We start from the raw sequence: 24,884 nt of genomic DNA, 5'->3' as shown, positions 1-24,884 counted from the left end.
GACCGCACTGCCATGCGTCCGACGATTTCCACGCCCCGCGCGGTCCTTGCCGCACCGCTGCGCGCGCTCGCGGCGCTCGGCCTTGCCGCGACGCTCGCCGCCTGCGCTGCGCCCGCGGCACAGGTGCCGCCGACGCGCGCCGCGGCCGAGAGCGCGCGGATGCCGCTCGACGCGCCCGCCCCGGCGGCGACCCCGCGCTCCTCGGCGCTCTCGAACGCGGCGCTGGCCCGCGATTTCCGCGAGCTGTCCTTCGCGCTGGAAACCGGGCGTGCCCTGCCGGTCTTCACCCGCTTCGAGGGGCCGGTGACCGTCTCCTTCGCCGGCGCCGTCCCCGCGACCGCGCCCGCCGAGCTTGACCGGCTGACCGCGCGGCTGCGCGCCGAGGCGGGGATCGCGATCGGCCCCGGCCTTGGCGGGGCGAACCGGATCACCCTCGATTTCGTGCCGAAACGGGTGCTGCAGGCCGAGGTGCCGGGCGCCGCCTGCTTCGTCGTGCCGAATGTCGCGGGCTGGGACGATTACCGCGCCCGCCGGCGCGACCGCACCACCGACTGGGCGACGCAGACGGTGCGCCGCGACGCCACCGTCTTCATCCCCGCCGAGGCGAGCCCGCAGGAGCTGCGCGACTGCCTGCACGAAGAGGTCAGCCAGGCGCTCGGCCCGCTGAACGACCTCTACCGTCTGCCCGACTCGATCTGGAACGACGACAATTTCCAGGCGGTGCTGACGCGCCACGACATGCTGATCCTGCGCGCGACCTATGCGCCCGAGCTGCACTCGGGCATGACCGAGGCCGAGGTGGCGGCACGGCTGGCCGCGGTGCTCGCCCGGATCAACCCCGCGGGCGGCGCCGTCACGCCGCTCCCCGCCGATCCGACGCCGCAGCGCTTCTCGCGCGCGATCGACACGGCCTTCGGCACCGGCACGCCGGCCCGGCGCAAGGCCGCGGCCGCGCAGGCGGTGCAGATCGCCCGCACCGAGGGCTGGACCGACAGCCGCACGGGCTTTGCCCTCTTCGCGCTCGGCCGGCTCAGCCTGAGGGACGATCCGCAGGCGGCGCTGTCCGCCTTCCGCACGGCGGGCGCGATCTTCCGCGCCACGCCCGGCGCCGCGGTGCAGGCCGCCCATGTCGACATGCAGCTTGCGGCCCTTGCCCTCGCCTCGGGCCAGCCCGACACGGCCCGCGCGCTGAGCGAACGCGCCCTGCCGGCCGCGCGCACGGCCGAGAATGCCGCGCTGAGCGCGACACTCTCGATGATCCGCGCCGAGGCCTGCGAGGCGCTTGGCGACAGTGCCGGGGCCAGGGCCGCCTGGCTCGACTCGCAGCACTGGGCACGCTATGGCTTTGGTTCGGACGCCGCCGTCCGGGCCCGCGCCACCGAGGTGGCGGCGCTGGCCGGGGCCGGGGCGCAGGTGAACTGAGCCGGCGCTGCCCGGCCGCATCCGGGGAGGCGGGATGTATATTCTGGCAGGGCTGGTGATCGGCGCGCTGATCGGTGCGGCACGGGCGCGGCGGCGCGGTGGCAACGGGCTCGACCAGCTGCAATATGCGGCGGTCTTCGGCATTCTTCTTGCGCTTGCGGGGCTTTTCGTCACCATCGTGCTGAACCGGATGGTGTGAGGCGCGGATGTTCCTGCCCTTCTTCGAAGCCCTGCGGCGCGGCGGCGTGCCCGTCTCGCTGCGCGAATACCTGGCCTTTCTCGAGGGGCTGGCGGCGGGGCTGTGCACCTATGATCTTGACGGTTTCTACTATTTCGCCCGCACCACGATGGTGAAGGACGAGCGCCATCTCGACCGTTTCGACCGCGCCTTCGCCGAGGCCTTTTCCGGCATCGAGGCGATCGCCCCCGAGGCGGTGCTCGAGGCGCTCGATCTGCCCGGCGACTGGCTGGCGAAGCTCGCCGAAAAGCACCTCAGCGACGAGGAGAAGGCGGCGATCGAGGCGCTTGGTGGTTTCGACAGGCTGATGGAGACGCTGCGCCAGCGCCTGGCCGAGCAGAAGGAGCGCCACCAGGGCGGCTCGAAATGGATCGGCACCGCCGGCACCTCGCCCTTCGGCGCCTATGGCTACAACCCCGAGGGGGTCCGCATCGGGCAGGACAAGTCACGTCATCAACGCGCCGTAAAGGTCTGGGACAAGAGGGAATTCCAAGATCTCGACGACACGGTCGAACTCGGCACCCGCAACATCAAGGTGGCGCTGAAGCGGCTGCGGCAATGGGCCCGCGCCGGCGCGCATGAGGAACTCGACCTGCCCGGCACGATCCGCGCCTCGGCCGAGGCGGGTTACATCGACGTCAAGACCCGGCCCGAGCGGCGCAATGCCGTCAAGGTGGTGCTGTTTCTCGACATCGGCGGCTCGATGGATGCACATGTGAAACTGGTCGAGGAGCTGTTCTCGGCAGCCCGGGCCGAGTTCAAGCATCTCGAACATTTCTATTTCCACAACTGCCTTTACGAGGGGGTGTGGAAGTCGAACAAGCGCCGCTGGGACGAGGTCACGCCGACCTGGGAGGTGCTGCATCGCTTCGGTCCCGACTACAAGTGCATCTTCGTCGGCGACGCCTCGATGAGCCCTTATGAGATCACCCATGCGGGCGGCGCGAACGAGCACTGGAACCCGGAACCCGGCGCGCTCTGGCTTGCCCGCGCCCGCGAGCAATGGCCGGCGCATGCCTGGCTGAACCCGGTGCCCGAGCGGCACTGGGGCTATACCGCCTCGATCGGCATCGTGCAGCGCGAATTCGAGGGGCGGATGTTCCCGCTGACCCTCGACGGCATCACCCGTGCGATGCGGACCCTCGGATGAGGTTGCGCGCCGCCCTCGCCCGGCTCTGGCACGAGCAGCGTCTCGTGCTCATCGCCTTTGCGCTGGCCGTGGGGCTGACCGCCTTCTTCGGCGGGCGGATGGTGGTGCGGGCACTCTATTGGTCGAACCCGGCGCATCACCGGCAGATGCCCGAGCCCTGGATGACGCCGGGCTATCTCGCGCGCAGCTGGCACCTGCCGAACGGCGCACTCGATGCGGTGCTCGGCCCGCGCGACGGCGGGCGGCGCTCGCTCGAGGAGATCGCGCGCGATCGCGGCATTCCGGTGACGCAGCTGCTCGACGACGTTGCGGCCGTGCTGCCGACGCTCACCCCGCTCGCCCCCGGCGCCGATCCGGACCAGCCGCCGAAATGAGCCTCGCCGACCTGTCCGACTGGTTCCTCGCACAGCTGCCGCTCTACGGGCCGGCGCTGCTCGGGCTGACCACCTTCCTCAGCTGTCTGGCGCTGCCGGTGCCCTCGTCGCTGATGATGATCGCGGCGGGCGCCTTCGTCGCCTCGGGCGATCTGTCGCTGCCCATGGTGACCGCGGCCGCCTATGCCGGCGCGGTGGCGGGCGATCAGTTTGGCTTCCTGCTCGGCCGCCGCGCCGGGCGCTGGCTGCCAGAGCCGGGCACCCGGCGCGGCGATCTGGTCGCCTCGGCGATGACAAGCCTGCGCCGGCGCGGCGTGGTGACGGTGTTTCTCAGCCGCTGGCTGTTCTCCGCGCTCGGCCCCTGGGTGAACCTTGCCGCCGGCGCCTCGGGCTTTGCCCATCCGCGCTTTGCGCTTGCCGATCTGCTGGGCGAAGCGGTCTGGGTCGCGGCCTATGTCGGACTGGGCATCGTCTTCGGGGCGAACCTGCAGGCGGCGGCCGACCTTGCGGCAAACGCCGTCGGGTTTCTCGGCGCCGGCGCCGCGGCCCTCGCCCTTGGCTGGTGGCTGTGGCATGCGCTGCGCGCGACCGCGCGGAACGGCGCTTGACGCCCCCGCCCGAAGCCCCCACATCGGCCCCATGCTGCTGCGCCTTCTGCCCATCCTGCTGATGCTCGCCTATGGCCTCGTGCTGTGGCACTTCTCGGCGCGCAGCCTTGCCCGCGCGCTCGACGCGAAATCGCGCCGGCTCAATGACAGCCGCCTTGCCCCGGTGCTCGACCGCCTCGCCGCCGCGCTTGGCGTCGCCACCGTGCCCGTCCATGTCTACGAGGTCGAGGCGGTGAACGGTCTTGCCGCCCCCGACGGCCGCGTCTTCCTGACCGAGGGCTTCCTGCGCCTCTACCGCGACGGCCGGGTCAGTGCCGAGGAGATCGGCGCCGTCATCGCGCACGAGCTTGGCCATGTCGCACGCGGCCATGCCCGGCGGCGGATGATCGACTTCACCGGGCAGAACGCCCTGCGCGCGGTGCTGGCGGGCGTGCTCGGCCGGATGATCCCTTTCGCCGGCGTCTGGATCGCCAACACGCTGACCACCGCGCTTGCCGCGAAACTCAGCCGCCGCGACGAGTTCGAGGCCGACGAATTCGCCACCGCGCTGCTGATCAAGGCGGGCTATGGCGCCGGCCCGCAGATCGCGCTGTTCGAGAAGCTCGAGGCGCTGACCGGCACCACCGCGATGCCCGCCTGGCTCGCCACCCACCCGGCCGCGCCCGAGCGCATCGCCGCGATCCGCCGCCATCTCGACCGCTGGCAGGGTTAACGCCTTACCTTCGCCGGTTTTGCCCGCTAGTCTCGCAAAAAACCGGGGCCAGCATGACCGCAGATCAGCCGCAGACAGAGGAGGCGCGCCGCGTGCGCCGGCGACGGGTGTTCTACATCCCGGGCTATGACCCGATCCACCCGCGCCGCTATCGCGAGCTGTACCGCAAGGAAGGCACCGCACAGGCCGGGATCTCGGGCTACGAGATCGCGCTTGCCCCGAAACGCGGCGGCGGCCCCTATGGCTGGCGCGTGCGCTCGGTGCAGGCGGGCGAGACGGTCGAGGCCGCGGTCGAGGTGCTGGTCTGGTCCGACATCGTGCGCGACAGCATGGGCGCCTCGATCCCCGAAACCTATGCGCAACTCGTCCGCACCGCCTGGACCTATATCGGCTCGGGCGCGCTGTTCCGGCTGATGCGGCTGCGCAAGGGGCCGATCATCGCCGCGCTCTATCCGATCTTTGCGCTGCTGGCCCAGGCCCTTGTGGGCGCGCTGCTCGGCTGGGCCATCGCCGCGGTGCTGCTCGCCCTGTTGCCGCCCTTCCCGTTCAGCCCCCTTGCGGGGCTGGTGCTTGGCGCCGCCGTTCTGGCCCTCACGCTGCGCTGGTTCCGGGCGAAGGACGGCAAGTTCTATGCCTATTACCTGATGCACGACTATGCCTTCACCGCCCGCTGGGGCGGCGCCAACCCGCCGCGGCTCGAGGCGCGGATGGCGGACTTCGCCGACACCATCGCGCAGGCGCTGACCGAGGACTGGGACGAGGTGCTGATCGTCGGCCACAGCTCGGGCGCGCATCTCGCGGTTTCGATCCTCTCCGACCTGATCCGCTCGGGCCGGGTGCCCGCCACGGGCTCCGCGCTCGGCTTCCTCTCGCTCGGCCAGGTCGTGCCGATGGTCAGCTTCCTGCCCCGCGCCACCCGGCTGCGCGCCGATCTCGCCTTCCTGGGATCGCGCCGCGAGCTGAGCTGGGTCGATGTCACCGCCCCGGGCGACGGCTGTGCCTTTGCGCTGTGCGACCCGGTCAAGGTGACGGGCGTCGCGCCGCCCGATCAGATCCAGCCGCTGATCCTGTCCGCGGCCTTCACCCAGACCCTCAGCCCCGAGCGCTGGCAGGCGCTGCGCTGGCGCTTCTTCCGGCTGCATTTCCAGTATCTGTGCGCCTTCGACCGACCGGGCGAATACGATTACTTCCGCATCACCGCCGGCCCGCAGACCCTGGCCGAGCGCTTCCGCGACCGCCCCCCGTCAAAAAGCCGCATTGAGCGCGCCGCGAACCGCTTTACCACGATCGCATGACCGCACCGCTGCCCCCGAAACCCGACCCGCGCCCCGACAAGGTGTCGCTCTGGCGCTATTTCCGCCTGTTCCGCGCCGATATCCTCTCGGCGCAGCCCGCGCGCCTCTACCGCGCCTGGATGGCCGAGTTCCGCACCCCCTTCTTCCGCTCCTTCCTGTGCAACGACCCCGCGCTTGTCGCCCGCGTGCTGAAGGAGCGGCCGATGGATTTCCCGAAATCCGACCGGGTGCGCGAGGGGCTGGCGCCGCTGCTGCGCGACAGCGTGTTCCTGACCAATGGCGAGACCTGGCTGCGCCAGCGCCGGATCATCGACCCGGCCTTCGAGGGCGGCCGGCTGCGCGACACCTTCCCCGCGATGTGGGAGGCAGGCCAGGCCTGCGTCGCCCGCATGCAGGCGAAGATCACCCCGGAACCGATTGAGATCGAAGCGGAAACCTCGCATGCCGCGGCCGATGTGATCTTCCGCACCCTGTTCTCGATCCCGATCGAGGATGCCACCGCCTCGGCCGTCTTCCACGAGTTCCGCACCCATCAGAACGCCTCGCCGGTGGTCAATCTCGGCGCGCTCCTGCCACTGCCGCGCTGGTTCCCGCGCTTTCATTCCCGCGCGACGAAACGCACCGCCGCCCGCATCCGCGCCCTGATCGAGCGTCTCACCGCCACCCGCGCGGCCGAGATCGCGGCGGGCACCGCGCCCGATGACCTCGCGACAAAGATCATGACCACCCCCGACCCGGTGACGGGTGCATGCTTCGAAACCGCCGAGATGGTCGATCAGGTGGCGATCTTCTTCCTCGCCGGGCACGAGACCTCGGCCTCGGCGCTCGCCTGGTCGCTCTATCTGCTTGCGCAGAACCCCGACTGGCAGGACCGAATTGCCAGCGAGGCCGAAACCGTCATCGGCGAGGAAATGCCTTCCTTCTCGATCCTGAACCGGCTGAAGCTCAGCCGCGCGGTGTTCCGCGAGGCGATGCGGCTTTATCCGCCGGTGCCGATGTTCGTGCGCGAAGCGCGCTGCCCCGAGACCTTCCGCGAGCGACCTGTGCCGAGGGGCGCGCAGGTGGTGATCAGCCCCTGGCACTTGCACCGGCACGAACGGATCTGGGACAACCCCGACGGCTTCGACCCGGCCCGCTGGGACAGCGAGAACGGCAAGGAGGCGCAGCGCTGCGCCTATATCCCGTTCTCGACCGGCCCGCGGGTCTGCCCGGGCGCCGGCTTTGCCATGGCCGAGGGACCGCTGCTGCTGTCGCTGCTCACCCGCGCCTTCCGCTTCGAGACGGTGGCGGGCGCGGTGCCGGTGCCGGTCGCGCATCTGACGGTGCGCGGCAAGGACGGCATCCGGCTGCGGCTGAGCCCGCGCGAGGGGGCGCTGCCCCCTCGGCCCTGACGGGCCTCACCCCCGGGATATTTGGGGCAATTGGAAGCGGCAAGACGAGGCAAGGCGGCCCCGTCTGGCGCCGCCCTGGTCTTCCAATTGCTGCAAATATCCTCGGGGGGTGAATTGCCCGGCACGGGCAAGAGGGGGGCAGACAGCCCCCCTGTCGCGGTCAAAGCCCGTAGATCGCGCCGAATTTCGCCTCGAGATAGTCAAGGAGCGGCCCTTCGGTCGGGGCGAAGCCGCAGGCCGCCTCGATCGTCTCGACGGGCGGGCGCAGCCCGCCGTGGCGATGCAGGCTCTCGCGCAGCCATTCGGTCGCGGGCCGCGCCGAGCCACCGGCCAGCGAGGCGTCGAGATCGGGGAGTGCCGCGCGCAGCGTCTGGTGCAGGCAGCCGGCATAGACGTTGCCAAGCGCATAGGTCGGGAAATAGCCGAAGAGCCCCACCGCCCAATGCACGTCCTGCAGGAACCCCTGCGAGGGCGTGGGCACCGCAACGCCGAAATCCTGTTCGAAACGGGCGTTCCACGCCTCCTCGAGGTCGTCGACCGCAAGCCGCCCGGCGATCAGCTCGCGCTCGAGATCGAAGCGCATCATGATGTGCAGGTTGTAATGCAGCTCGTCCGCCTCGGTGCGGATGAAGCCCGGGGTGACGCGGTTCACGCAGGCGTGGAAGGCCTCGGGCGTGCGGATGCCGAAATCGCCGAAGGCCTCGGTCATGCGCTGATAGAGCCAGCCGGTGAAGGCGGCCGAGCGGCCGATCTGGTTCTCGAAGATCCGGCTCTGGCTTTCGTGCACGCCCATCGACACGCCATGCCCCATCGGGGTGAAGGCGTATTCCTCGTCGATGCCGAGCTCGTAGCAGGCGTGGCCGGTCTCGTGGATCGTCGAATAGAGGCAGTTGAACGGATCGCTTTCGACCACGCGCGTGGTGATGCGCACGTCACGCCCCGAGCCCGAGGAGAAGGGATGCACCGCGATGTCGAGCCGGCCGCAGCTCCAGTCATAGCCGAAGGCCGAGGCGCAGATCCGGGCGAGACGCAGCTGTGCCGCCTCGGGGAAGACCTGATCGAGCACCGGCGGGCGGAATTCGGCGCCGAGCACCCGCTCGCGCAGCGCCACAAGCCGCGGCCGCATCCGGTCGAACATCGCACCAAGGGAACGGTGGGTCGCGCCGGGCTCGTAGTCATCCAGCAGCGCGTCGTACAGATCGCCGTCGGCCAGGCATTCGGCCTCCTCGCGCTTCAGCGCGAGCACCTGTTTCAGCACCGGCACGAAGGCGGCAGGGTTTTCCTCGGCCCGCGCCTCGGCCCAGATCCCTTGCGACAGCGAGGTGAGGCGGGCAAGCTCCGTCGCCAGCCGCGCCGGCACCCGGGTGTTGCGGTTGTAGCTGCGCCCGGCGAGGTCGAGGAAGCGCGCCTCGAACGGCGTTTCCGCCTCGGCCCGGGCAAGCCAGTCCTCGATCCGCGGATCGGTGCGGCGGGCATGCAGCACGGATTCGAGCGCGGCGGTCTCCTCGGCGCGCTGTTCGGCCGCGCCGCGGGGCATCACCGTCTCCTGGTCCCAGCCCAGCCGTTCGGCGATGCTGGCCAGTGCCTCGGTCTCGCGCTGAAACGCGACAAGCTCCTGAAATGCCGTCATCTTGCTCCCCCCCTGATGGATTGCACCTGCGGGTAACGCGCCAGGAAGCGCGCGCGCAGGATGAGAACGAAGGCCACCACCGCGCCCAGCTGATGCGCAAGGCCAAGCGCCATCGGCGCGGCATGGATCAGCGTGACGATGCCAAGCGCCACCTGCACCAGAAGCCAGGCGCCCATCCAGGCGAAGGCGGTGCGGGTCGCGCCATGGGCCGAACGGCGGCCGCGCAGTGCGGTGACCGCGCCGAAGATCAGCACGAGATAGCCGATCATCCGGTGGTCGAACTGCACCAGCCCCGGGTCTTCGAAGAAGTTGCGCCACAGCGGCGTGAGAGAGAACGGCTCGGGCGGCAGGAATTGCCCGCCCATCAGCGGCCAGTCGGTGAAACCGCGCCCGGCGTCGATGCCGGCGACCAGCGCGCCAAGCAGCACCTGCAGGAAGGCCAGATGCAGCACCCCCGTCGCCATGCCGAAAAGCCGCGGCTCGGCCAGACGGCGGGCCTGCAGAAGCTCGGCCTCGCTGCGGCCCAGAAGCAGCGCATACCAGGCGATGAGGCCGAGGATGGTGAAGCCGATGCCGAGATGCACGGCAAGCCGGTAGGAGGCGACCGAGGTCATGCCGTCGCCCAGCCCCGAGCTGACCATCCACCAGCCGATCGCGCCTTGCAGCCCGCCGAGCACGCCCAGACCGAAGAGCCGCAGCCCCCAGCCCTTCGGGATCCGCCGCGTCAGCGCAAAGCCCGCGAAGCCCGCCGCCCAGACCAGGCCGATCATCCGGCCAAGCGCGCGATGCGCCCATTCCCACCAGTAGATCGCCTTGAACCCGGCCAGATCCATCGCCGCATTCGCCAGGGCGAATTGCGGCGTCGCCTGGTATTTGGTGAACTCGGCCTGCCAGTCGGCGTCATTCAGCGGCGGCACGATGCCCGTGACCGGCTTCCATTCGGTGATCGAGAGGCCCGCATCGCTGAGCCGGGTCGCGCCGCCAAGCGCGATCATCGTCGCGACCAGCGCGAACAGCGCGAACAGCCACACCCGGATCGCGGCGCGCGCGCCTTTCGGGCGGGCGTCGATCAGCCCGCCCCTGGGGGCGGTGGGGGTGGCGGGCTTCTCGGCGCCGACCTCTTCGAAGATGCTGCGTTTCGGGCTCATGGGGGTCTCCGTCGTCTCGGCCCGACACTAGGCGGCGGCGACCGGGGCGGCAAGGGGGCGCGGCATCCCGCCCCGGCCCCGCCCGCCGCCGCCGAAGCCGCCCGGGCCTTGCCTTTTCACCTTGCCACCAAGACGCGCGCCCAATAGAAGGGCGGCTGAAATTCGGAATTGCGCGCGCTACCGGGCGCGCCTTTGAGACAGAGGAAAACCCATGCAGGTCACCGAGACCCTCAACGACGGCCTCAAGCGCGGCTACCAGATCACCGTCACCGCGGCCGAACTCGAGAAGACTGTCACCGAGAAGCTGCTCGAAGCGCAGCCCGAGATCGAGATGAAGGGCTTCCGCAAGGGCAAGGTGCCGATGGCGATGCTGCGCAAGCAGTTCGGCCCGCGCGTTCTGGGCGATGCGATGCAGGACGCCGTCGACGGCGCGATGAAAGAGCATTTCGAGAAGACCGGCGACCGCCCGGCGATGCAGCCGAAGGTCGAGATGGAAGGCGGCGAGAACTGGAAGGAAGGCGATGACGTCATCGTCAACGTTTCCTACGAAGCGCTGCCGGAGATCCCGGAAGTCGACCTGAGCGACGTCAAGCTCGAGAAGCTGGTGGTGAAGGCCGAGGAGGCCGCCGTCGCCGAGGCGCTCGAAAACCTCGCCAAGACCGCGCAGAGCTTCGAGGACCGCCGCAAGGGCTCGAAGGCGAAAGAGGGCGACCAGGTCGTCATCGACTTCGAAGGCTTCCTCGGCGACGAGCCCTTCGAAGGCGGCAAGGGCGAGAAATACCCGCTCGTGCTCGGCTCGAACTCGTTCATCCCGGGCTTCGAGGATCAGCTCGTCGGCGCCAAGGCCGGTGACGATGTCGAAGTGAAGGTCACCTTCCCGGCGGAATACGGTGCGGCGCATCTCGCGGGCCAGGAAGCCACCTTCAAGTGCCACGTGCACGAGGTGAAGGCGCCGAAGGCGGCCGATCTCGACGACGAGCTGGCGAAGAAGTTCGGTGCCGAGGACCTCGAGGCGCTGAAGAAGCAGATCGCCGAGCGTCTGGAAGCCGAATATCAGGGCGCGGCCCGCGCGATCCTGAAGCGCGGCCTGCTCGACGTGCTCGACGCGAAGGTCAAGTTCGACCTGCCGCCGTCGCTGGTCGAGGCTGAGGCGCATCAGATCGCCCACCAGCTCTATCACGAAGAGCACCCGGACGATCACGGCCACGACCACGGCGCGATGGAACCGACCGACGAGCACAACAAGCTCGCCGAACGCCGCGTGCGCCTTGGCCTGCTGCTCGCCGAGCTCGGCCGCAAGCAGGAAATCGAAGTGACCGACGCCGAGTTCACCCAGGCCGTGCTGAACCAGGCCCGCCAGTATCCGGGTCAGGAGCGCGCCTTCTTCGAATTCGTGCAGCAGAACCCGCAGATGCAGCAGCAGCTGCGCGCCCCGATCTTCGAGGACAAGGTCGTCGACTTCATCGTCAACGGTGCCGAAGTCGCCGAGAAGGAAGTCTCGAAGGAAGACCTGCAGAAGGCCATCGAGGCTCTCGACGAGGTCTGATCGACCCGCGCGACCGGATTTGAAAGGGCCGCCCCTCGGGCGGTCCTTTTGCTGTGCCGACAGGTTCACGATCCGATGAAACGAAACGGCCGCGGTCTTGCCGCAGCCGTTTCGTGTTTTTCAGAAACTCCGGTTTTCCTCGAAAAGCCCGGGATCTCAGCGGAAGAGGCGCGCCAGGATCCCCTTCGGCTCGTCCTTCGGGGCCTCGGGTTCGTCCGAAGGCGGCTTCATCCAGCCCGAGATGTCGAGCCCGCTCAACGCCGCGAACTCCTCCATCTCGCCTGCAAGCCGGCTTGCGACGAAATCGAAATCGGCCCGGCTCGCGCCTTTCCGCCCGCCCTTGCTGCGGCGCTTCATCTCGTGCTTCGCCTCGACCTTGGCGAAGGGGGCGATGCCGAGGAAGGTGGCGATCCGGTCGAGCGTGTCCATATGCGCCTTGAACAGGTCTTCCGAGCGCAGGTTCAGGATCTGCTCGCGCGGGAACAGCGCATAGGCGCGGCGCAGCTGGCTCGCATAGCGGCCGCGGTCAACATAGGATTGCACCCGCCGCGCCTGACCGAGCGGACCCGCCACGACAAGGCGTTCCTCCTCGGTCGCAAGCGCCTCGGAAAAGCCCAGGCTCTCGTCGCCGCGACCGACCTCCATCGACCAGTGCGACTGCGCCCGGTGGAACGGATCGCGCCACAGGAAGATCAGCTTCGCCTCGGGATTGTAGGCCTGGATGCGGGCGAGCGACGGCTCCCAATAGCCGTAGATCGGGGTGATGTCGAACCGCAGCCGGTCCCGGTCTGCGCCGGGATAGAACGCGTCGTAGCAGCGATAGTCGGGCAAGGACCAGTCCTGCGTCTCGTCGTCGAAGAAATGCGTTTCCTTGCGGCTTGGCGCCGACAACCCGGGATGATCGGCGAAATAGGCATGAAGGGTCGTCGTGCCGCCCTTCTGCACGCCACAGCCAAAGACCGAAACCCGTTGCGCCATCGTCACCTCCATCGTCGCGCCACCCTATCGTGCCGGCACGCCCCCTTCAAGGCACGCACCCCGGGCGCCGATCCCGGCGCGCGCCATCGGCCGCACATGAAAAAACCGCGCCCCGAGGGGCGCGGTTTCCGGTCACCGGGCGGTTGGGCCCGATTATTCCTCGTCGCCGGCAGCAGCGCCGACTTCGTCGAAGAGCTCGGCGATCTCGAACTCGGCTTCGGCTTCGGCCTCGGCAGCGAGTTCCTGGATCGACTTGCCCGACGCCTGCAGCTCGGCTTCTTCGGCCGAACGGGCGACGTTCATCACGATCGTCACTTCGACTTCCGGATGCAGCACGACATGCACTTCGTGCAGGCCGAGATCCTTGATCGGAGCCTTCAGCGCGACCTGCTTGCGGTCGAGCGAGAAGCCACCGGCGGTCGCCGCTTCGGCGGCGTCACGCGGGGTGACCGAGCCGTAGAGCGCGCCCGAATCCGAGGCCGAGCGGATGACCACGAAGGTCTGGCCGTCGAGCTTCTCGGCGAGAGCTTCGGCTTCCTTCTTGGTCTCGAGGTTGCGGGCCTCGAGCTGCGCCTTGCGGGCCTCGAACGACTTGATGTTCGTTTCCGACGCGCGAAGGGCCTTGCCCTGCGGCAGCAGGAAGTTGCGGGCGTAACCGTCCTTGACGTTCACGACCTCGCCCATCTGGCCGAGCTTGGCCACACGTTCCAGCAGGATGACTTGCATGGGTCTCGCTCCTTACTTCACGGCGTAGGGGAGCAGGGCGAGGAAACGCGCGCGCTTGATGGCGCGGGCGAGTTCACGCTGCTTCTTGGCCGAGACGGCGGTGATGCGGGCGGGCACGATCTTGCCGCGCTCGGAGATGTAGCGCTGCAGCAGACGGACGTCCTTGTAGTCGATCTTCGGCGCGTTCTCGCCCGAGAACGGGCAGACCTTGCGGCGACGGAAAAACGGTTTGTTGGCCATGGGTCAGGTCCTTTCGATCAACGGCGTTCGCGACGCTCGCGACGGTCGTCGCGCTCTTCGCGTTTCTGCATCTGCACCGACGGGCCGTCTTCGTGCGCATCGACCTTGACGGTCAGAACGCGCATGACGTCGTCATGCAGGCGGGCGAGACGTTCCATCTCCTGCACCGCGGCCGAGGGGGCGTCGGTGCGCAGATAGGCGTAGTGGCCCTTGCGGTTCTTGTTGATCTTGTAGGCCATCGTCTTCACGCCCCAGTATTCCGAGGCAACGACCTTGCCGCCGTTGTCGGCGAGAACGGTCGAGAAGTGTTCGACGAGACCTTCGGCCTGCGCGTTGGACAGGTCCTGGCGCGCAATGAGGACATGCTCGTAAAGCGGCATGTTTGCTCCTGTTTCTCGGGCGGCTTCATAGGAGGGCCAATGACTTCCGCGGCCCACCACGAGAGGCTCCGCCGGTTCACATGAATGCGGAAGTCCGCGCCTTATAGGCCATGGTGCGCGCGATGCAAGCGCTGATTGCCGCAACCGGCGGGTTTACGCATGGGCCAAGGCCGGGTTATCACGAAAGACAGAGACCGGGGAGCTTTCATGTCGCGCTTTTTCACCACGCTCGGGACGTTCGGCGAACTCTTCATCCAGGCGGCACTGCTGATGCTCGCCGGCGCCCTCGCCTTCCTCTTCACGCTCCTCGGCACCCAGATCCTGCATTTCCTCGCCGGCGAGGGAGCGCCGCTCTCGGTCGCCAGCTGGGCGCATCTGCCGCAATCGCTGCTCAGCTTCCGGCAGATGGGGGCGATGCTCGGGGTCTGGTGCCTGTTCGTGCTGGCCCTGCCAAGCCGTCCCGCGGTCGAGATGATGACCGACATCGTCGGCGAGGGCATCGCCTTCCTCACCGGCATCATCGCCGGCGCCTTCGCCCTGCTCGCGGCGCAGGACGTGCTCGGCAAGGCCGCCGAGAGCGAGCGCGCGCTCACCGCCTTCGGCCTGCGCCTGGCAATCCTCTACGCCGCGGCCTGCGTGGTGATGTGGCTGCCCGGCACGCTCGCGCGGTTGCCGGTGCCGGGCTGGCAGAAGGGGATCTTCCTCGTCGGGCTGGTCGGCCTCACCCTTGCCTCGGCCTGGCAGGCCTAGCCGAGCCGCCGCATCACCTCGGCGCCGATCTCGAAGCTGCGCAGCCGCGCGTGGTGGTCATGGATATGGCCAGTGAGGATCACCTCGTCGGGGCGCCAGGTGTCGATCCAGCTGCGCAGCTGCGCCTCGACCGTGGCCGGGCTGCCGACCGCGACGACGCGCAGCGCGCGTTCGGCCATGGCGATCTCGGCCCGGGTCGCGACCGTGGTCAGATCGGCACAGGGCGGCGGCAGCGGCCCCGCGGCGCCGCGGCGCAGGTTGATGAAGCTTTGCAGCATCGAGGAGCGCAGCAGATGCGCCTCGGCATCGGTCTCGGCGGCAAAGAGGTTGACCGCCAGCATGAAGCGCGGTGCCGCGGTGACACCGGGGCGGAAGCGCGCCCGATAGGCCTCGAGCGCCTCGCCCAGCATGTCGGGAGCGAAATGACTGGCGAAGGCGTAGGGCAGGCCGAGATAGGCGGCAAGCTGCGCGCCGAAGAGCGACGAGCCGAGCATCCACACCGGCACATGCGTGCCCTGCCCCGGCACCGCGCGTACCGGCGCCTCGGGGTCGGCCTCGCCCAGGAAGCCCATCAGCTCGACCACATCCTCGGGGAAGCGGTCGGCACCGCTCATCCCCCGCCGCAGCGCCTGCGCGGTGCGCTGGTCGGTGCCGGGCGCGCGCCCGACGCCCAGGTCGATGCGGCCGGGATAGAGCGTGGCGAGCGTGCCGAAGGCTTCGGCCACCTGCAGCGGCGAATGGTTCGGCAGCATGATCCCGCCCGAGCCCACGCGGATGCTGTGGGTCTGGCCCGCGACATGGCCGATCACCACCGCCGTCGCGGCGGAGGCGATGCCGGTCGAGTTGTGATGCTCGGCAAGCCAGTAACGGTGAAAGCCGAGCGCCTCGGCATGGCGGGCAAGCGAAACGCTGTTCGCCAGCGCCTCGGCCACGCTGGCACCGGCGGGAATGGGCGAGAGATCGAGGATCGAATAGGGGATCATGGCGGGCTCCTTCCGCGGCCTATCTAGGCCCGCGGCGCGACAGGGAAAGGGCGCGCCCGCCCTGCCCCCGCGTCAGCCCTGCCGCTGCGTCAGCGCCCGGCCCGCCCGGCGATCACGATGCCCGCCAGGATCGCCCCGAAACCGACGGCATGATAGAGGTGCAGCTCCTCGCCCAGGAACAGCGTCGAGAGCACCGCGCCATAGACCGGCAGCAGATGGATGAACTGCCCCGCCCGCGCCGGCCCCGCGATCGAGACCGCACGCATGTAAAGCAGCGTCGCCAGCACCGAGGGCACGACGCCCACGTAAAGCATCGCCGCGATACCGGCGCCGGAAAAGCTCGGCACCCGGCCCGAGGCGATCTCGAGCCCGAGGAAGGGGGCCAGCAGCACGAGCGTCATCGCGCTGTGCACGGCGAGCAGCCCGAGCCGGTTGACCGAGGCCGGGATCCGCGTCAGGCCAAGGGTGTAAAGCGCCCAGCAGATCATCGCGACGAAGATGATCAGATCGCCGCGCGAGAATTCCAGCGTCACCAGCCGCTGCCATTCGCCATGCAAGATGATGACGGCCACGCCGAAGGTCGAGACCAGCAGGCCGAACGCCTGCAGCGCGCGCATCTTCCGCCCCCAGAACAGCGCGCCCAGCACCAGGATCAGCACCGGGATCGTCGAGTTCAGCAACATGCCGTTGGTCGCGGTGGTGTATTGCAACCCGACATAGACGAGGGTGTTGAAGCCGGTGACGCCGGGAATGCCGACCAGCGCCACGAGCTTCCAGTTCTCCCGATACCAGGCCGCGTCGCGCTTGAGATAGGGCCAGGCGAAGGGCAGCATGCACAGCAGCGCAAGGCCCCAGCGAACGCAGGACAGCGCCATCGGCGGCACCTCGCCACGCGCCGCGCGCGCGACGATGAAATTGCCCGCCCAGAACAGCGGCGGCAGCGCCAGCGCCGCGATCCCCTCGAGCCCGAGCCGCGCCCGGCCCTCCGTTGCCTCGCCCATGTCCGTTCCCTCCCTGCGACCGGCCCGGTTTGCGGCAAATCCGCCCTGCGGGCAAGGGGGCGGGCGGCAGAAGGGGGCGCTGCCCCCTCGGGCTTCGCCCTCACCCCCGGGATATTTGCGGCAATTGGAAGCGGAAGACCCTTCGCGCTTTCTCCTTGCCGGAATTACCTCGGGGGTGAATTGGCGCAGCCAAGAGGGGGCAGCGCCCCCTGCCCGGCCTATCCCACGAGCCGCTGCACCAGTTTCGCAAGCCGCGCCTTCGCGCCCGTATAGGGGGGCATCAAGAGGCCGAGCGAGGAGAAGCGATCCTCGAGCACCGGCTTTTCATGGCTGAAGGCGCGAAAGCCCCAGATCCCGTGCGCAGCGCCGAGCCCGGAATTGCCGATGCCGCCGAAGGGCAGGTTCAGGTGCAGGTAATGCGCGAGCGTGATGTTCACCCCGAGCGCGCCCGAGGTGGTGGTGGCGCTGATCCGCTCGATCACCGCGCGGTCACGCTCGAAGAGGTAGAGCGCGAGCGGCTTCTCTCCCGCCTCGATCTGGCCGAGCACCGCGTCGAGGTCGTCATAGGCGATGACCGGCAGCACCGGGCCGAAGATCTCCTCGCGCGACACCGCCATCGTCGCCTCGGTGCGGGTGAGCACGGTGGGGGCGAGATAGCGCGCGGCCTCGTCGGCCTCGCCGCCTGCCGCAAGTTCCGCCCCACCCGCCCGCGCCTCGTCGAGCATCGCCTTCAGACGCGCGAAATGGCGCGTGTTCACGATCCGCGCGAAGCTGTTCGAGGCGCGCGGATCGGTGCCATACATGCGCGCGATCTCGGCCCGCAGCGCGGTCAGGAAATCGGCCTCCTGCGCGCGCGGCACGAAGACGTGGTCGGGGGCGATGCAGGTCTGGCCGGCATTGGCGAATTTCCCCCAGGCGACCATCCGCGCGGCGCGCTTCAGATCCGCCCCGGGGCCGACGATCACCGGCGACTTGCCGCCGAGTTCGAGCGTGACCGAGGCGAGCGTCTTCGCCGCCGCCGCCATCACCACCCGCCCGACCGCGGGCGAGCCGGTGAAGAAGATGTGGTCGAAGGGCAGCGCCAGAAGTTCCGTCGAGGTCTCGACCCCGCCCTCGACCACCGCCACCAGATCCTCGGGCAGCGCGGCGGCGACCAGGCGCACGATCAACGCCGAGGTCGCAGGCGCCAGTTCCGAGGGTTTCACCACCGCGCCATTGCCGGCCGCCAGCGCCGAGACGAGCGGGCCGAGGGCGAGCGAGAACGGATAGTTCCAGGGCGCGATGACCAGCACCGTGCCCTTCGGCTCGGGCCGCAGCCGGGCGCGGGTGCCGAGCATGGCAAGCGTCGGCAGGGCGCGGCGCACCTTCATCCAGCGCCGCAGATGGGCGAGGGTATGGCGGATCTCGGCCAGCACCGGCACGATCTCGGTCAGCCGGGTCTCGGTCTCGGGCTTGCCGAGATCGGTGGCGAGCGCGGCCATGATCTCGGCCTCATGCGCCCCGATCGCCGTCGCAAGGGCGATCAGCGCGGCGCGGCGCTCGGCGTAACCGAACCCGGTGCGGCGCGTGGCATTGCCGGCGGCAAGACGGGTGAAGGCGGCCCCGCTCATGCCGGCACCACGCGCTGGCGCTGCGTTCCGAGCCCCTCGCCGGTCAGCTCGACCACATCGCCGGGCTGCAGGAAGCGCGGCGGCTTCATCCCCATGCCGACGCCGGGCGGCGTGCCGGTGGTGACGATGTCGCCCGGTTCGAGCGTCATGAAGCGGCTGAGATAGCTGACCAGAAAGCGCACGCCATAGACCATCGTCGCCGTCGTGCCGGCCTGCATCACCGTCCCATTGACCGAGGCGCCAAGCGCCAGCGCCTGCGGATCGGCGATCTCGTCGCGGGTGACGAGCCAGGGGCCGCAGGGGAAGAAGGTGTCATGGCTCTTGCCCTTCGTCCATTGCCCGGCGCGCTCGGTCTGGAAGGCGCGCTCGCTGACGTCATTGGCCAGCATGTAGCCCGCCACATGATCCATCGCCGCGGCTTCCTCGACATATTTCGAGCGGGAGCCGATGACGAAGGCGAGCTCCACCTCCCAGTCGAGCTTTTCGGCGCCGCGCGGCAGCTCGACCGGATCGTCGGGCCCCGAGATCGCCGAGGGCGCCTTGAGGAAGATCACCGGCTCGGGCGGCACCGCCATGCCGGACTCCGCCGCGTGATCGGCATAGTTCAGACCGATGCAGATCACCTTGCCGGTGCCGGCAATGGGCGGGCCAAGCCGCGTGCCGGGCGCCACCACGGGCAGGGTCGCGGGGTCGAGCGCGGCCAGCCGGGCGAGGCTTTCGGGCGCAAGCGCCGGGCCCGACAGATCGGTCAGCACGCCACCAAGGTCGCGGATCGTGCCATCGGGCGCCAGCATCCCCGGGCGCTCGGCCCCCGCCGCGCCCCATCGCAGAAGTTTCATGTGCTCTCCTCCGGTTTTGTCGCGATCTCGGCCGCGACCTCCTCCACCAGCCGGTCGAGGCGCGCCTGTGCGCCCCGCCGGCCCTCGTTCAATGCCGTCAATGCCCGGCCAAGCGCGGCCAGCCGCGCGGGCGGCACCCGGCGCAGGTCGGGCACGGCGATCTCGAGCAGGTCGCGCGGCTCGATCTTGCGCAGGCCGCCGCCATAGCGGCGCAGCTGCGCCTCGGCCAGATCGGCGACCGGCGTGGCGTTCAGGCAGGCGGTCAGCGCGCGCAGGAAGGCGCGGTCGCGCCGCTCGGGGAAGATGCCGTGAAAGGCGGTCAGCTGCAGCGCGCCCGCCTCGTTCAGCACGAAGCGCAGCCGGTCGCGGGCGAAGGTCGCGGCCCAGATCGGCGCGACATACAGCCGTTCGGGCGCGTGCCAGGGCGTGCGGTTGCGGGTGAGGAAGCGCGCATCAAGCCCCTCGGCGGCCCCCGCGTCGACATAGGCCGCCTCGGCGGGCGCGAGCGGCGGTGTCAGGTCGAGAAAGACCGTGGGCCGCCCCGCCACCTCGAGCGCATCAAGATCGGCTGCGGTGAAGACCGGGCCCGGCGCATCGCCCGCCTTTGCCACGCAAGCGCGCCACCGGTGCGGCGCGATGCCCTGCGCAAGCGCCGCGGCCCGGCTCAGGTGAAAGAAGCCGTTCGCCCCGGTCGCAAGGCCCCGCCGGGTGGTGGCAAGCGCGGCCAGCCGGACGAAGCCCGGCGGCGGGGCCTCGGGCAGATCGCGCAAGAGCACGTCCCATTTCGGCGCCGCGCGCAGCGCCGCCACCGGCACCGGCCGGCCGGAGGTGCCCGGGCCGGGCAGCGCCGCGCCCTCGGGCACGAAGAGACAGTCGATCGTCTCGGGCAGGGCCTCGCCCGCACGCGGCGCCTCGACCAGGACCAGGCTCGCCGTGGTCAGCGCATCGGCAAAGACCGGGCGCAGGTTGCACACCGAGACCAGCCGGCGCAGCAGCCCGCAGGAGAGGAGAAACTCCTTCAGCACCGCGCCGGAATTGGCATTCGCCCATTCGGCCGGAAGCAGGAAGGCACCGCGCCCGCCCGGGCGCAGCCGCCGGCAGGCCTCGATCACAAACAAGGTATAGGCATTCACCGCGCCCTGCAGCGGCAGCCCGGTGCGCACCGCCATCGCCCGGATCTGCGCGCGCAGCCCGTTGCCCGCGAGCGGCCGCAGCCAGGGCGGATTGGCGATCACCGCCTCGACGGGCTCGGGCGCGCTGGCGAGGAAATCGCCAAGCCGCAGATCGGGCTCCAGCCCCTCCGCCGCGCAGGCCGCCTGCCCCGCCGCGGCAATCTCGGGATCGACCTCCCAGCCGGTGACGGCGATGCCGGGGCGGCGGGCGGCGACGGCGCGGGCGAGGATGCCGGTGCCGAAGGCCGGATCGAGCAGCGTCGCGGGGCGCGCCGCGGCGATCCACTCGGCCATCAGCGCGGCAAGATCCGGCGGGGTCAGCACCTGCGCATGGGCGCGGCGATGCGCGGCCGGGGCCTGCGCCAGATAGGCGGCGTCGATCGCGCCCGCACGCGTCGCCGGCACCGGCGCGCGCGCCTTGCGCGGCCGCCCCGCCTGTCGCCTGCCCGCCATGATCTGGTCTGCGTCCATCGCCTCCTCCGCTGCCGCGCCGATCCTGCGCGGCGCCCGCGCCCCGCGCAAGACCCCCGCCGGGTCCGGCGCCCGGAACCTTGCGGCAGCGCGCCGCATCACATTCCCGCGCGAGCCGCGGGAATATTCTTGATTGCTTCACTCGGAATAGTATGAAGGGCACATCGACGCGCTGTCGCCCGGCCCGAACCGTGGCCCCGCACAGCCCGCCGGCCCAGAACGGAGGGAACCGGAGATGATGATCTCGCCGCAGCCGATCGACGCCGCCAGCCTGCCGGGTCACGTGCCCGAGGCCGCGCATCGTCCGCTCGGGGCCCTGCACAGGGGCTTTTCCGGCCATGTCTTCCGCATCCTGCCCGCCGCCCATTCGAACACCCTGCCCGCCGAGGAGATGGAACGGCGGCTGATCGAGCTTGGCTTCGTCGAGGGCGCGCGCGTCGCGATCCTGCACGAGGGGCTCTTCGGCCGCGATCCGATCGCCGTGCGGGTGAACGGCGCCACCGTGGCGCTGCGCCGTCGCGAGGCGATGGCGATCCTCGTTTCCTGAACCGGACCAGATGGACTGCTGCGACACTCCCGCACCCGCCGCGGTGCGCCCCGACGACCTTCGCTTGGCGATCGTCGGCCCGCCGAACTGCGGCAAGACCGCGCTTTTCAACGCCCTGACCGGCTCGCGCCAGCATGTGGGCAACTATTCGGGCGTCACCGTCGAGCGCAAGGCGGGGCTGGCGAAGCTGCCCTCGGGCGCCTCGATCGGGGTCATCGACCTGCCCGGCACCCACAGCCTGCGCGCGCGCAGCCCCGACGAGGTGGTGACCCGCGACGTGGTCCTTGGCCGCCATCACAACGAACGCGTGCCCGACCTGCTGCTGGTCGTGGCCGATGCCTCGGCGCCGCGCTCGGGGTTGCGGCTGGCGATGGAGCTTGCCGCCACCGGCCTGCCGATGGTGCTGGTGATGAACATGATCGACATCGCCCGCCACCGCGGCATCGAGATCGACACCAACGCGCTTTCCGAAACCCTGGGCGTGCCGGTCGTCACCGCGAATTCGGTGCGTAAGGGCGGGCTCGATGCGCTGCACGCCGAGCTCGACGCGATCCTTGCCCGCGGCGTGCCCGAGCCCGGCCCGAACCTGTGGAGCCCGCCCAATGCGGCGGACCTGCGGCTGAGCCACCGCGCCGCCGACCGGCTGATTGCGCGCGCGGTGACCGAGCCCGAGCTGCCCGACACGCTGACGAACCGCATCGACCGCGTGTTGCTGCACCCGGTCTTCGGCCTCGTCTTCCTGCTGGTGCTGCTCTTCGTGATGTTCCAGGCGGTCTTCACCTGGGCCGCGCCGCTGATGGACCTGATCGACGCGGGCTTTGGCGCCGTGGGCGGCTTCGTCGCCGCGCATGTGCCCGCGGGCATCGTGCAGAGCTTCCTTCTGGATGCGGTGATCGCGGGCGTGGGCGGCGTGCTGGTCTTCCTGCCGCAGATCCTGATCCTGTTCCTCTTCATCCTGCTGCTCGAAGACCTTGGCTACATGGCCCGGGCGGCGTTTCTCATGGACAAGATCATGGGCGGCGCGGGGCTGCACGGGCGCGCCTTCATCCCGCTGCTGTCCTCCTTCGCCTGTGCCGTGCCCGGGATCATGGCGGCGCGGGTGATCGACAACCGCCGCGACCGGCTGACGACGATCCTGGTCGCACCGCTGATGACCTGCTCGGCGCGGATCCCGGTCTATACGCTGATCATCTCGGCCTTCATCCCGGCGCGCCATGTGCTCGGCGTGCTCAGCCTGCAGGGGCTGGTGATGTTCGGCCTCTACGCCGCGGGCATCGTCTCGGCGCTGGCGGTCTCGGCCGCGGCGAAGTTCATGTTCTGGCGGCGCGAGCCCTCGCCGCCCTTCATGCTCGACCTGCCCGATTACAAGCTGCCGCGGCCGCGCTCGGTGGCGATCGGGCTCTCGACCCGGGCGAAGGCGTTCCTGAAACGCGCCGGCACCACGATCTTCGCGATGACGGTGCTGATCTGGCTGCTGGCCACCTTCCCCTTCGCGCCGGCGGGCGCGACCGAGCCGCCGATCCTCTATTCCTTCGCCGCGATGATCGGTCATCTTCTGGAACCGATCCTCGCGCCGATCGGCTTCAACTGGCAGATCGCCGTGGCGCTGGTCCCCGGCATGGCAGCGCGCGAGATCGCCGTCTCGGGCCTTGCCACGGTCTATGCCGTGGGCGGCGACAGCACCTCGGCGCTCGGCGCGATCCTCGCCGCGAACTGGAGCCTCGCCACCGCGCTCTCGCTTCTGGTGTGGTATATCTTCGCGCCGCAGTGCATCTCGACCCTCGCCGTGATCCGGCGCGAGGCGGGGGGGGCGCGCTGGATGTGGCTGACCTTCGGCTACATGTTCGTGCTGGCCTGGGTGGGGTCTTTCGTCACCTATCACCTCGCCGTGCTGCTCGGCGCGGGCTGACAGGCCGCGCCTAACATTCTTGCGAAAGCCATGCACGGGGCGCATGTCTGTTACGCCATCGACAAACGCGCGGCATTCTGCTTTCGGATAGTTTCATGCGCGCGACGGAATATGAACGACCGTTGCTGCGACCTCAGGGGTTTGGGAGGAGCCAGATGACCACCAGCAAGACGAACGCCCGCCTGCGCCACGCCGGCCTTGCCGCTCGGGTGATGAGCGCCGAAGATGCGGCCGCGCTGATCCCGCACGGTGCCACGATCGGCATGTCGGGCTTCACCGGCTCGGGCTATCCGAAGGCGGTGCCGGTGGCGCTCGCGGCCCGCGCAGAGGCCGAACATGCCCAGGGCCGCCCGTTCCGCGTGCGCGTGCTCACCGGCGCCTCGACCGGCCCCGAGCTTGACGGTGCGCTGGCCCGGGCCGACGGCATCGAGTTCCGCCTGCCCTACAACTCCGACCCGATCCTGCGCGAGCGCATCAACCGCGGCGAGATGGATTACGTCGACATGCACCTGAGCCAGGTCGCGCCGATGGTCTGGGAAGGGCTCTATGGCGAACTCGACTTCGCCGTGGTCGAGATCTCGGGCATCACGCCCGGCGGTCAGCTGATCCCCTCCTCCTCGGTCGGCAACAACAAGACCTGGCTCGATCGCGCCGACAAGATCATCCTCGAGGTGAACCGCTGGCAGTCGGAATCGCTCGAGGGGATGCACGACATCTATTACGGCACCCGCCTGCCGCCGCACCGCGTGCCGATCCCGCTGATCGCGCCCGATCAGCGCATCGGCGAGCCGCATTTCCACGTTGACCACTCGAAGGTCGTGGCGATCATCGAGACCGACGCCGCCGACCGCAACGCGCCCTTCTCGAAGCCCGACGGCTCGGCCCAGGCGATCGCGGAACACATCCTCGAGTTCCTCGCCCATGAGGTGAAGAAGGGCCGCCTGCCGAAGGCGCTGCTGCCGCTGCAATCGGGCGTCGGCAACGTGCCGAACGCGGTGATGGCCGGCCTGATCAATGCCCCCTTCGAGCCGATGACCGCCTTCACCGAGGTGATCCAGGACGGCATGCTCGACATGATCGACGCGGGCAAGCTGCGCATGGCCTCGGCCACCGCCTTCTCGCTCAGCCCCGAACGCGCCCATGATCTGAACGCGCGCGCCGATCACTATCGCACCAAGCTGATCCTGCGCCCGCAGGAAATCTCGAACCACCCCGAACTCGTCCGCCGTCTGGGCGTGATCGCGATGAACGGGCTGATCGAGGCTGACATCTACGGGAACGTGAACTCGACCCATGTCATGGGCTCGCGGATCCAGAACGGCATCGGCGGCTCGGGCGACTTCGCCCGCAACGCCTTCATGTCGATCTTCATGACCCCCTCGACGGCGAAGGGCGGCAAGATCTCGGCGATCGTGCCGATGGCGGCCCATGTCGACCACATCAGCCAGGACGTGCAGGTGATCGTCACCGAGCAGGGCCTGGCCGACCTGCGCGGCCTGGCGCCGCGCAAGCGCGCCGAGCTGATCATCCGCAACTGCGCCCACCCGGCCTATCGCCCGATGCTCGAGGATTACTTCGCCCGCTCGATCTCGGGCAGCTGGGGCAAGCACGCGCCGCATCTGCTGACCGAGGCGCTGTCCTGGCACCAGCGCTTCATCGAGACCGGCTCGATGCTCGAGGCACAGATCGAGGCGGCGGCCCGCGCCTGAGCGCTCCCCCCCGACATGCGAAACGGCGCCCCTCGGGGCGCCGTTTTCCATGAAG

Annotated in this window: 24 protein-coding genes; 13 read left to right on the top strand and 11 right to left on the bottom strand. The window is 69.7% G+C overall.

Annotation, left to right across the window (positions count from 1 at the left end; genetic code table 11):
* Positions 1-12: 12 nt before the first annotated feature.
* From AC0QTQ_RS08960 to AC0QTQ_RS08925, 8 genes are read left to right on the top strand one after another with little or no spacing between them, the layout of a single operon-like run.
* Positions 13-1,422 (top strand): DUF2927 domain-containing protein, encoded by a 1,410-nt coding sequence (locus AC0QTQ_RS08960; protein ID WP_480259149.1) that lies wholly within the window; start codon positions 13-15, stop codon positions 1,420-1,422.
* A gap of 34 nt (positions 1,423-1,456) precedes the next feature.
* Complete coding sequence (locus AC0QTQ_RS08955) at positions 1,457-1,621, top strand: hypothetical protein (RefSeq protein WP_164879965.1); 165 nt, start codon at positions 1,457-1,459, stop codon at positions 1,619-1,621.
* Between the two features lie 7 nt (positions 1,622-1,628).
* Entirely contained in the window at positions 1,629-2,810 is a 1,182-nt protein-coding gene (locus AC0QTQ_RS08950; RefSeq protein WP_480259148.1) for a vWA domain-containing protein, read from the top strand.
* Positions 2,807-3,184, top strand: coding sequence for a hypothetical protein (locus AC0QTQ_RS08945; protein ID WP_147435463.1), 378 nt, complete (start codon positions 2,807-2,809; stop codon positions 3,182-3,184). Before AC0QTQ_RS08950 ends, AC0QTQ_RS08945 begins: the two co-directional genes overlap by 4 nt.
* Entirely contained in the window at positions 3,181-3,792 is a 612-nt protein-coding gene (locus tag AC0QTQ_RS08940; protein ID WP_480259147.1) for a DedA family protein, read from the top strand. The genes AC0QTQ_RS08945 and AC0QTQ_RS08940 overlap by 4 nt, the downstream gene beginning before the upstream one ends.
* Positions 3,793-3,826: 34 nt before the next feature.
* Positions 3,827-4,504: a M48 family metallopeptidase gene (locus AC0QTQ_RS08935; RefSeq protein ID WP_480259210.1), complete on the top strand. Its 678-nt coding sequence runs from the start codon at positions 3,827-3,829 to the stop codon at positions 4,502-4,504.
* Positions 4,505-4,557: 53 nt separating this feature from the next.
* Positions 4,558-5,799 carry a hypothetical protein gene (locus AC0QTQ_RS08930; RefSeq protein WP_480259146.1) on the top strand — a complete coding sequence of 414 codons (1,242 nt, stop codon included), beginning with the start codon at positions 4,558-4,560 and terminating at the stop codon, positions 5,797-5,799.
* Positions 5,796-7,190, top strand: coding sequence for a cytochrome P450 (locus AC0QTQ_RS08925; protein WP_480259145.1), 1,395 nt, complete (start codon positions 5,796-5,798; stop codon positions 7,188-7,190). The genes AC0QTQ_RS08930 and AC0QTQ_RS08925 overlap by 4 nt, the downstream gene beginning before the upstream one ends.
* 160 nt (positions 7,191-7,350) lie before the next feature.
* Here AC0QTQ_RS08925 and AC0QTQ_RS08920 read toward each other — a convergent pair whose 3' ends face one another.
* Both AC0QTQ_RS08920 and ctaA read right to left on the bottom strand, forming a co-directional pair.
* A complete protein-coding gene (locus AC0QTQ_RS08920) occupies positions 7,351-8,820 on the bottom strand; it encodes a carboxypeptidase M32 (RefSeq protein ID WP_480259144.1) in 1,470 nt (489 codons plus the stop codon).
* Positions 8,817-9,968, bottom strand: coding sequence for a heme A synthase (gene ctaA / locus AC0QTQ_RS08915; RefSeq protein ID WP_480259143.1), 1,152 nt, complete (start codon positions 9,966-9,968; stop codon positions 8,817-8,819). Before ctaA ends, AC0QTQ_RS08920 begins: the two co-directional genes overlap by 4 nt.
* A gap of 211 nt (positions 9,969-10,179) precedes the next feature.
* Here ctaA and tig point away from each other — a divergent pair, with 211 nt between their 5' ends.
* On the top strand, positions 10,180-11,514 hold the full coding sequence (tig, locus tag AC0QTQ_RS08910) for a trigger factor (RefSeq protein ID WP_480259142.1): 1,335 nt from the start codon (positions 10,180-10,182) through the stop codon (positions 11,512-11,514).
* Between the two features lie 156 nt (positions 11,515-11,670).
* Here the strand turns inward: tig and AC0QTQ_RS08905 are convergent, their stop codons facing one another.
* From AC0QTQ_RS08905 to rpsF, 4 genes are all read right to left on the bottom strand, one after another.
* On the bottom strand, positions 11,671-12,492 hold the full coding sequence (locus AC0QTQ_RS08905) for a sulfotransferase family protein (protein ID WP_480259141.1): 822 nt from the start codon (positions 12,490-12,492) through the stop codon (positions 11,671-11,673).
* Between the two features lie 153 nt (positions 12,493-12,645).
* Positions 12,646-13,218, bottom strand: a complete 573-nt coding sequence (rplI, locus tag AC0QTQ_RS08900) for a 50S ribosomal protein L9 (protein ID WP_480259140.1) — start codon at positions 13,216-13,218, stop codon at positions 12,646-12,648.
* 12 nt (positions 13,219-13,230) lie between these two features.
* Complete coding sequence (gene rpsR, locus AC0QTQ_RS08895; protein WP_068765176.1) at positions 13,231-13,458, bottom strand: 30S ribosomal protein S18; 228 nt, start codon at positions 13,456-13,458, stop codon at positions 13,231-13,233.
* 17 nt (positions 13,459-13,475) lie between these two features.
* Positions 13,476-13,838 carry a 30S ribosomal protein S6 gene (gene rpsF, locus AC0QTQ_RS08890; RefSeq protein WP_121532093.1) on the bottom strand — a complete coding sequence of 121 codons (363 nt, stop codon included), beginning with the start codon at positions 13,836-13,838 and terminating at the stop codon, positions 13,476-13,478.
* 207 nt (positions 13,839-14,045) lie between these two features.
* On the opposite strand from rpsF, the gene AC0QTQ_RS08885 reads away from it, so the two are divergent.
* Positions 14,046-14,588 carry a hypothetical protein gene (locus tag AC0QTQ_RS08885; RefSeq protein WP_121532091.1) on the top strand — a complete coding sequence of 181 codons (543 nt, stop codon included), beginning with the start codon at positions 14,046-14,048 and terminating at the stop codon, positions 14,586-14,588.
* Here AC0QTQ_RS08885 and AC0QTQ_RS08880 read toward each other — a convergent pair.
* The 5 genes from AC0QTQ_RS08880 to AC0QTQ_RS08860 all read right to left on the bottom strand — a co-directional run bounded on the left by AC0QTQ_RS08880 (position 14,585) and on the right by AC0QTQ_RS08860 (position 20,664).
* Positions 14,585-15,571 (bottom strand): LLM class flavin-dependent oxidoreductase, encoded by a 987-nt coding sequence (locus tag AC0QTQ_RS08880; protein ID WP_121532089.1) that lies wholly within the window; start codon positions 15,569-15,571, stop codon positions 14,585-14,587. The genes AC0QTQ_RS08885 and AC0QTQ_RS08880 overlap by 4 nt on opposite strands.
* A gap of 89 nt (positions 15,572-15,660) precedes the next feature.
* Positions 15,661-16,572, bottom strand: coding sequence for a DMT family transporter (locus tag AC0QTQ_RS08875; RefSeq protein ID WP_121532087.1), 912 nt, complete (start codon positions 16,570-16,572; stop codon positions 15,661-15,663).
* A gap of 218 nt (positions 16,573-16,790) precedes the next feature.
* Positions 16,791-18,182, bottom strand: coding sequence for an aldehyde dehydrogenase family protein (locus AC0QTQ_RS08870; RefSeq protein WP_480259139.1), 1,392 nt, complete (start codon positions 18,180-18,182; stop codon positions 16,791-16,793).
* Positions 18,179-19,021, bottom strand: a complete 843-nt coding sequence (locus tag AC0QTQ_RS08865; RefSeq protein WP_480259138.1) for a fumarylacetoacetate hydrolase family protein — start codon at positions 19,019-19,021, stop codon at positions 18,179-18,181. Before AC0QTQ_RS08865 ends, AC0QTQ_RS08870 begins: the two co-directional genes overlap by 4 nt.
* Positions 19,018-20,664 carry an Eco57I restriction-modification methylase domain-containing protein gene (locus tag AC0QTQ_RS08860; RefSeq protein ID WP_480259137.1) on the bottom strand — a complete coding sequence of 549 codons (1,647 nt, stop codon included), beginning with the start codon at positions 20,662-20,664 and terminating at the stop codon, positions 19,018-19,020. The genes AC0QTQ_RS08865 and AC0QTQ_RS08860 overlap by 4 nt, the downstream gene beginning before the upstream one ends.
* A 235-nt stretch (positions 20,665-20,899) precedes the next feature.
* Here AC0QTQ_RS08860 and AC0QTQ_RS08855 point away from each other — a divergent pair, with 235 nt between their 5' ends.
* From AC0QTQ_RS08855 to AC0QTQ_RS08845, 3 genes are all read left to right on the top strand, one after another.
* On the top strand, positions 20,900-21,211 hold the full coding sequence (locus AC0QTQ_RS08855) for a FeoA family protein (RefSeq protein ID WP_240664463.1): 312 nt from the start codon (positions 20,900-20,902) through the stop codon (positions 21,209-21,211).
* A gap of 64 nt (positions 21,212-21,275) precedes the next feature.
* Positions 21,276-23,120 carry a ferrous iron transporter B gene (gene feoB / locus AC0QTQ_RS08850; protein WP_480259136.1) on the top strand — a complete coding sequence of 615 codons (1,845 nt, stop codon included), beginning with the start codon at positions 21,276-21,278 and terminating at the stop codon, positions 23,118-23,120.
* Positions 23,121-23,275: 155 nt separating this feature from the next.
* Entirely contained in the window at positions 23,276-24,829 is a 1,554-nt protein-coding gene (locus tag AC0QTQ_RS08845; RefSeq protein WP_220668829.1) for an acetyl-CoA hydrolase/transferase family protein, read from the top strand.
* Positions 24,830-24,884 lie beyond the last annotated feature (55 nt).

Source organism: Paenirhodobacter sp. YD-8 (assembly GCF_056590935.1).
The sequence above is the reverse complement of the archived record's forward strand: the minus strand, read 5'-3'. Positions and strand labels throughout refer to the sequence as shown.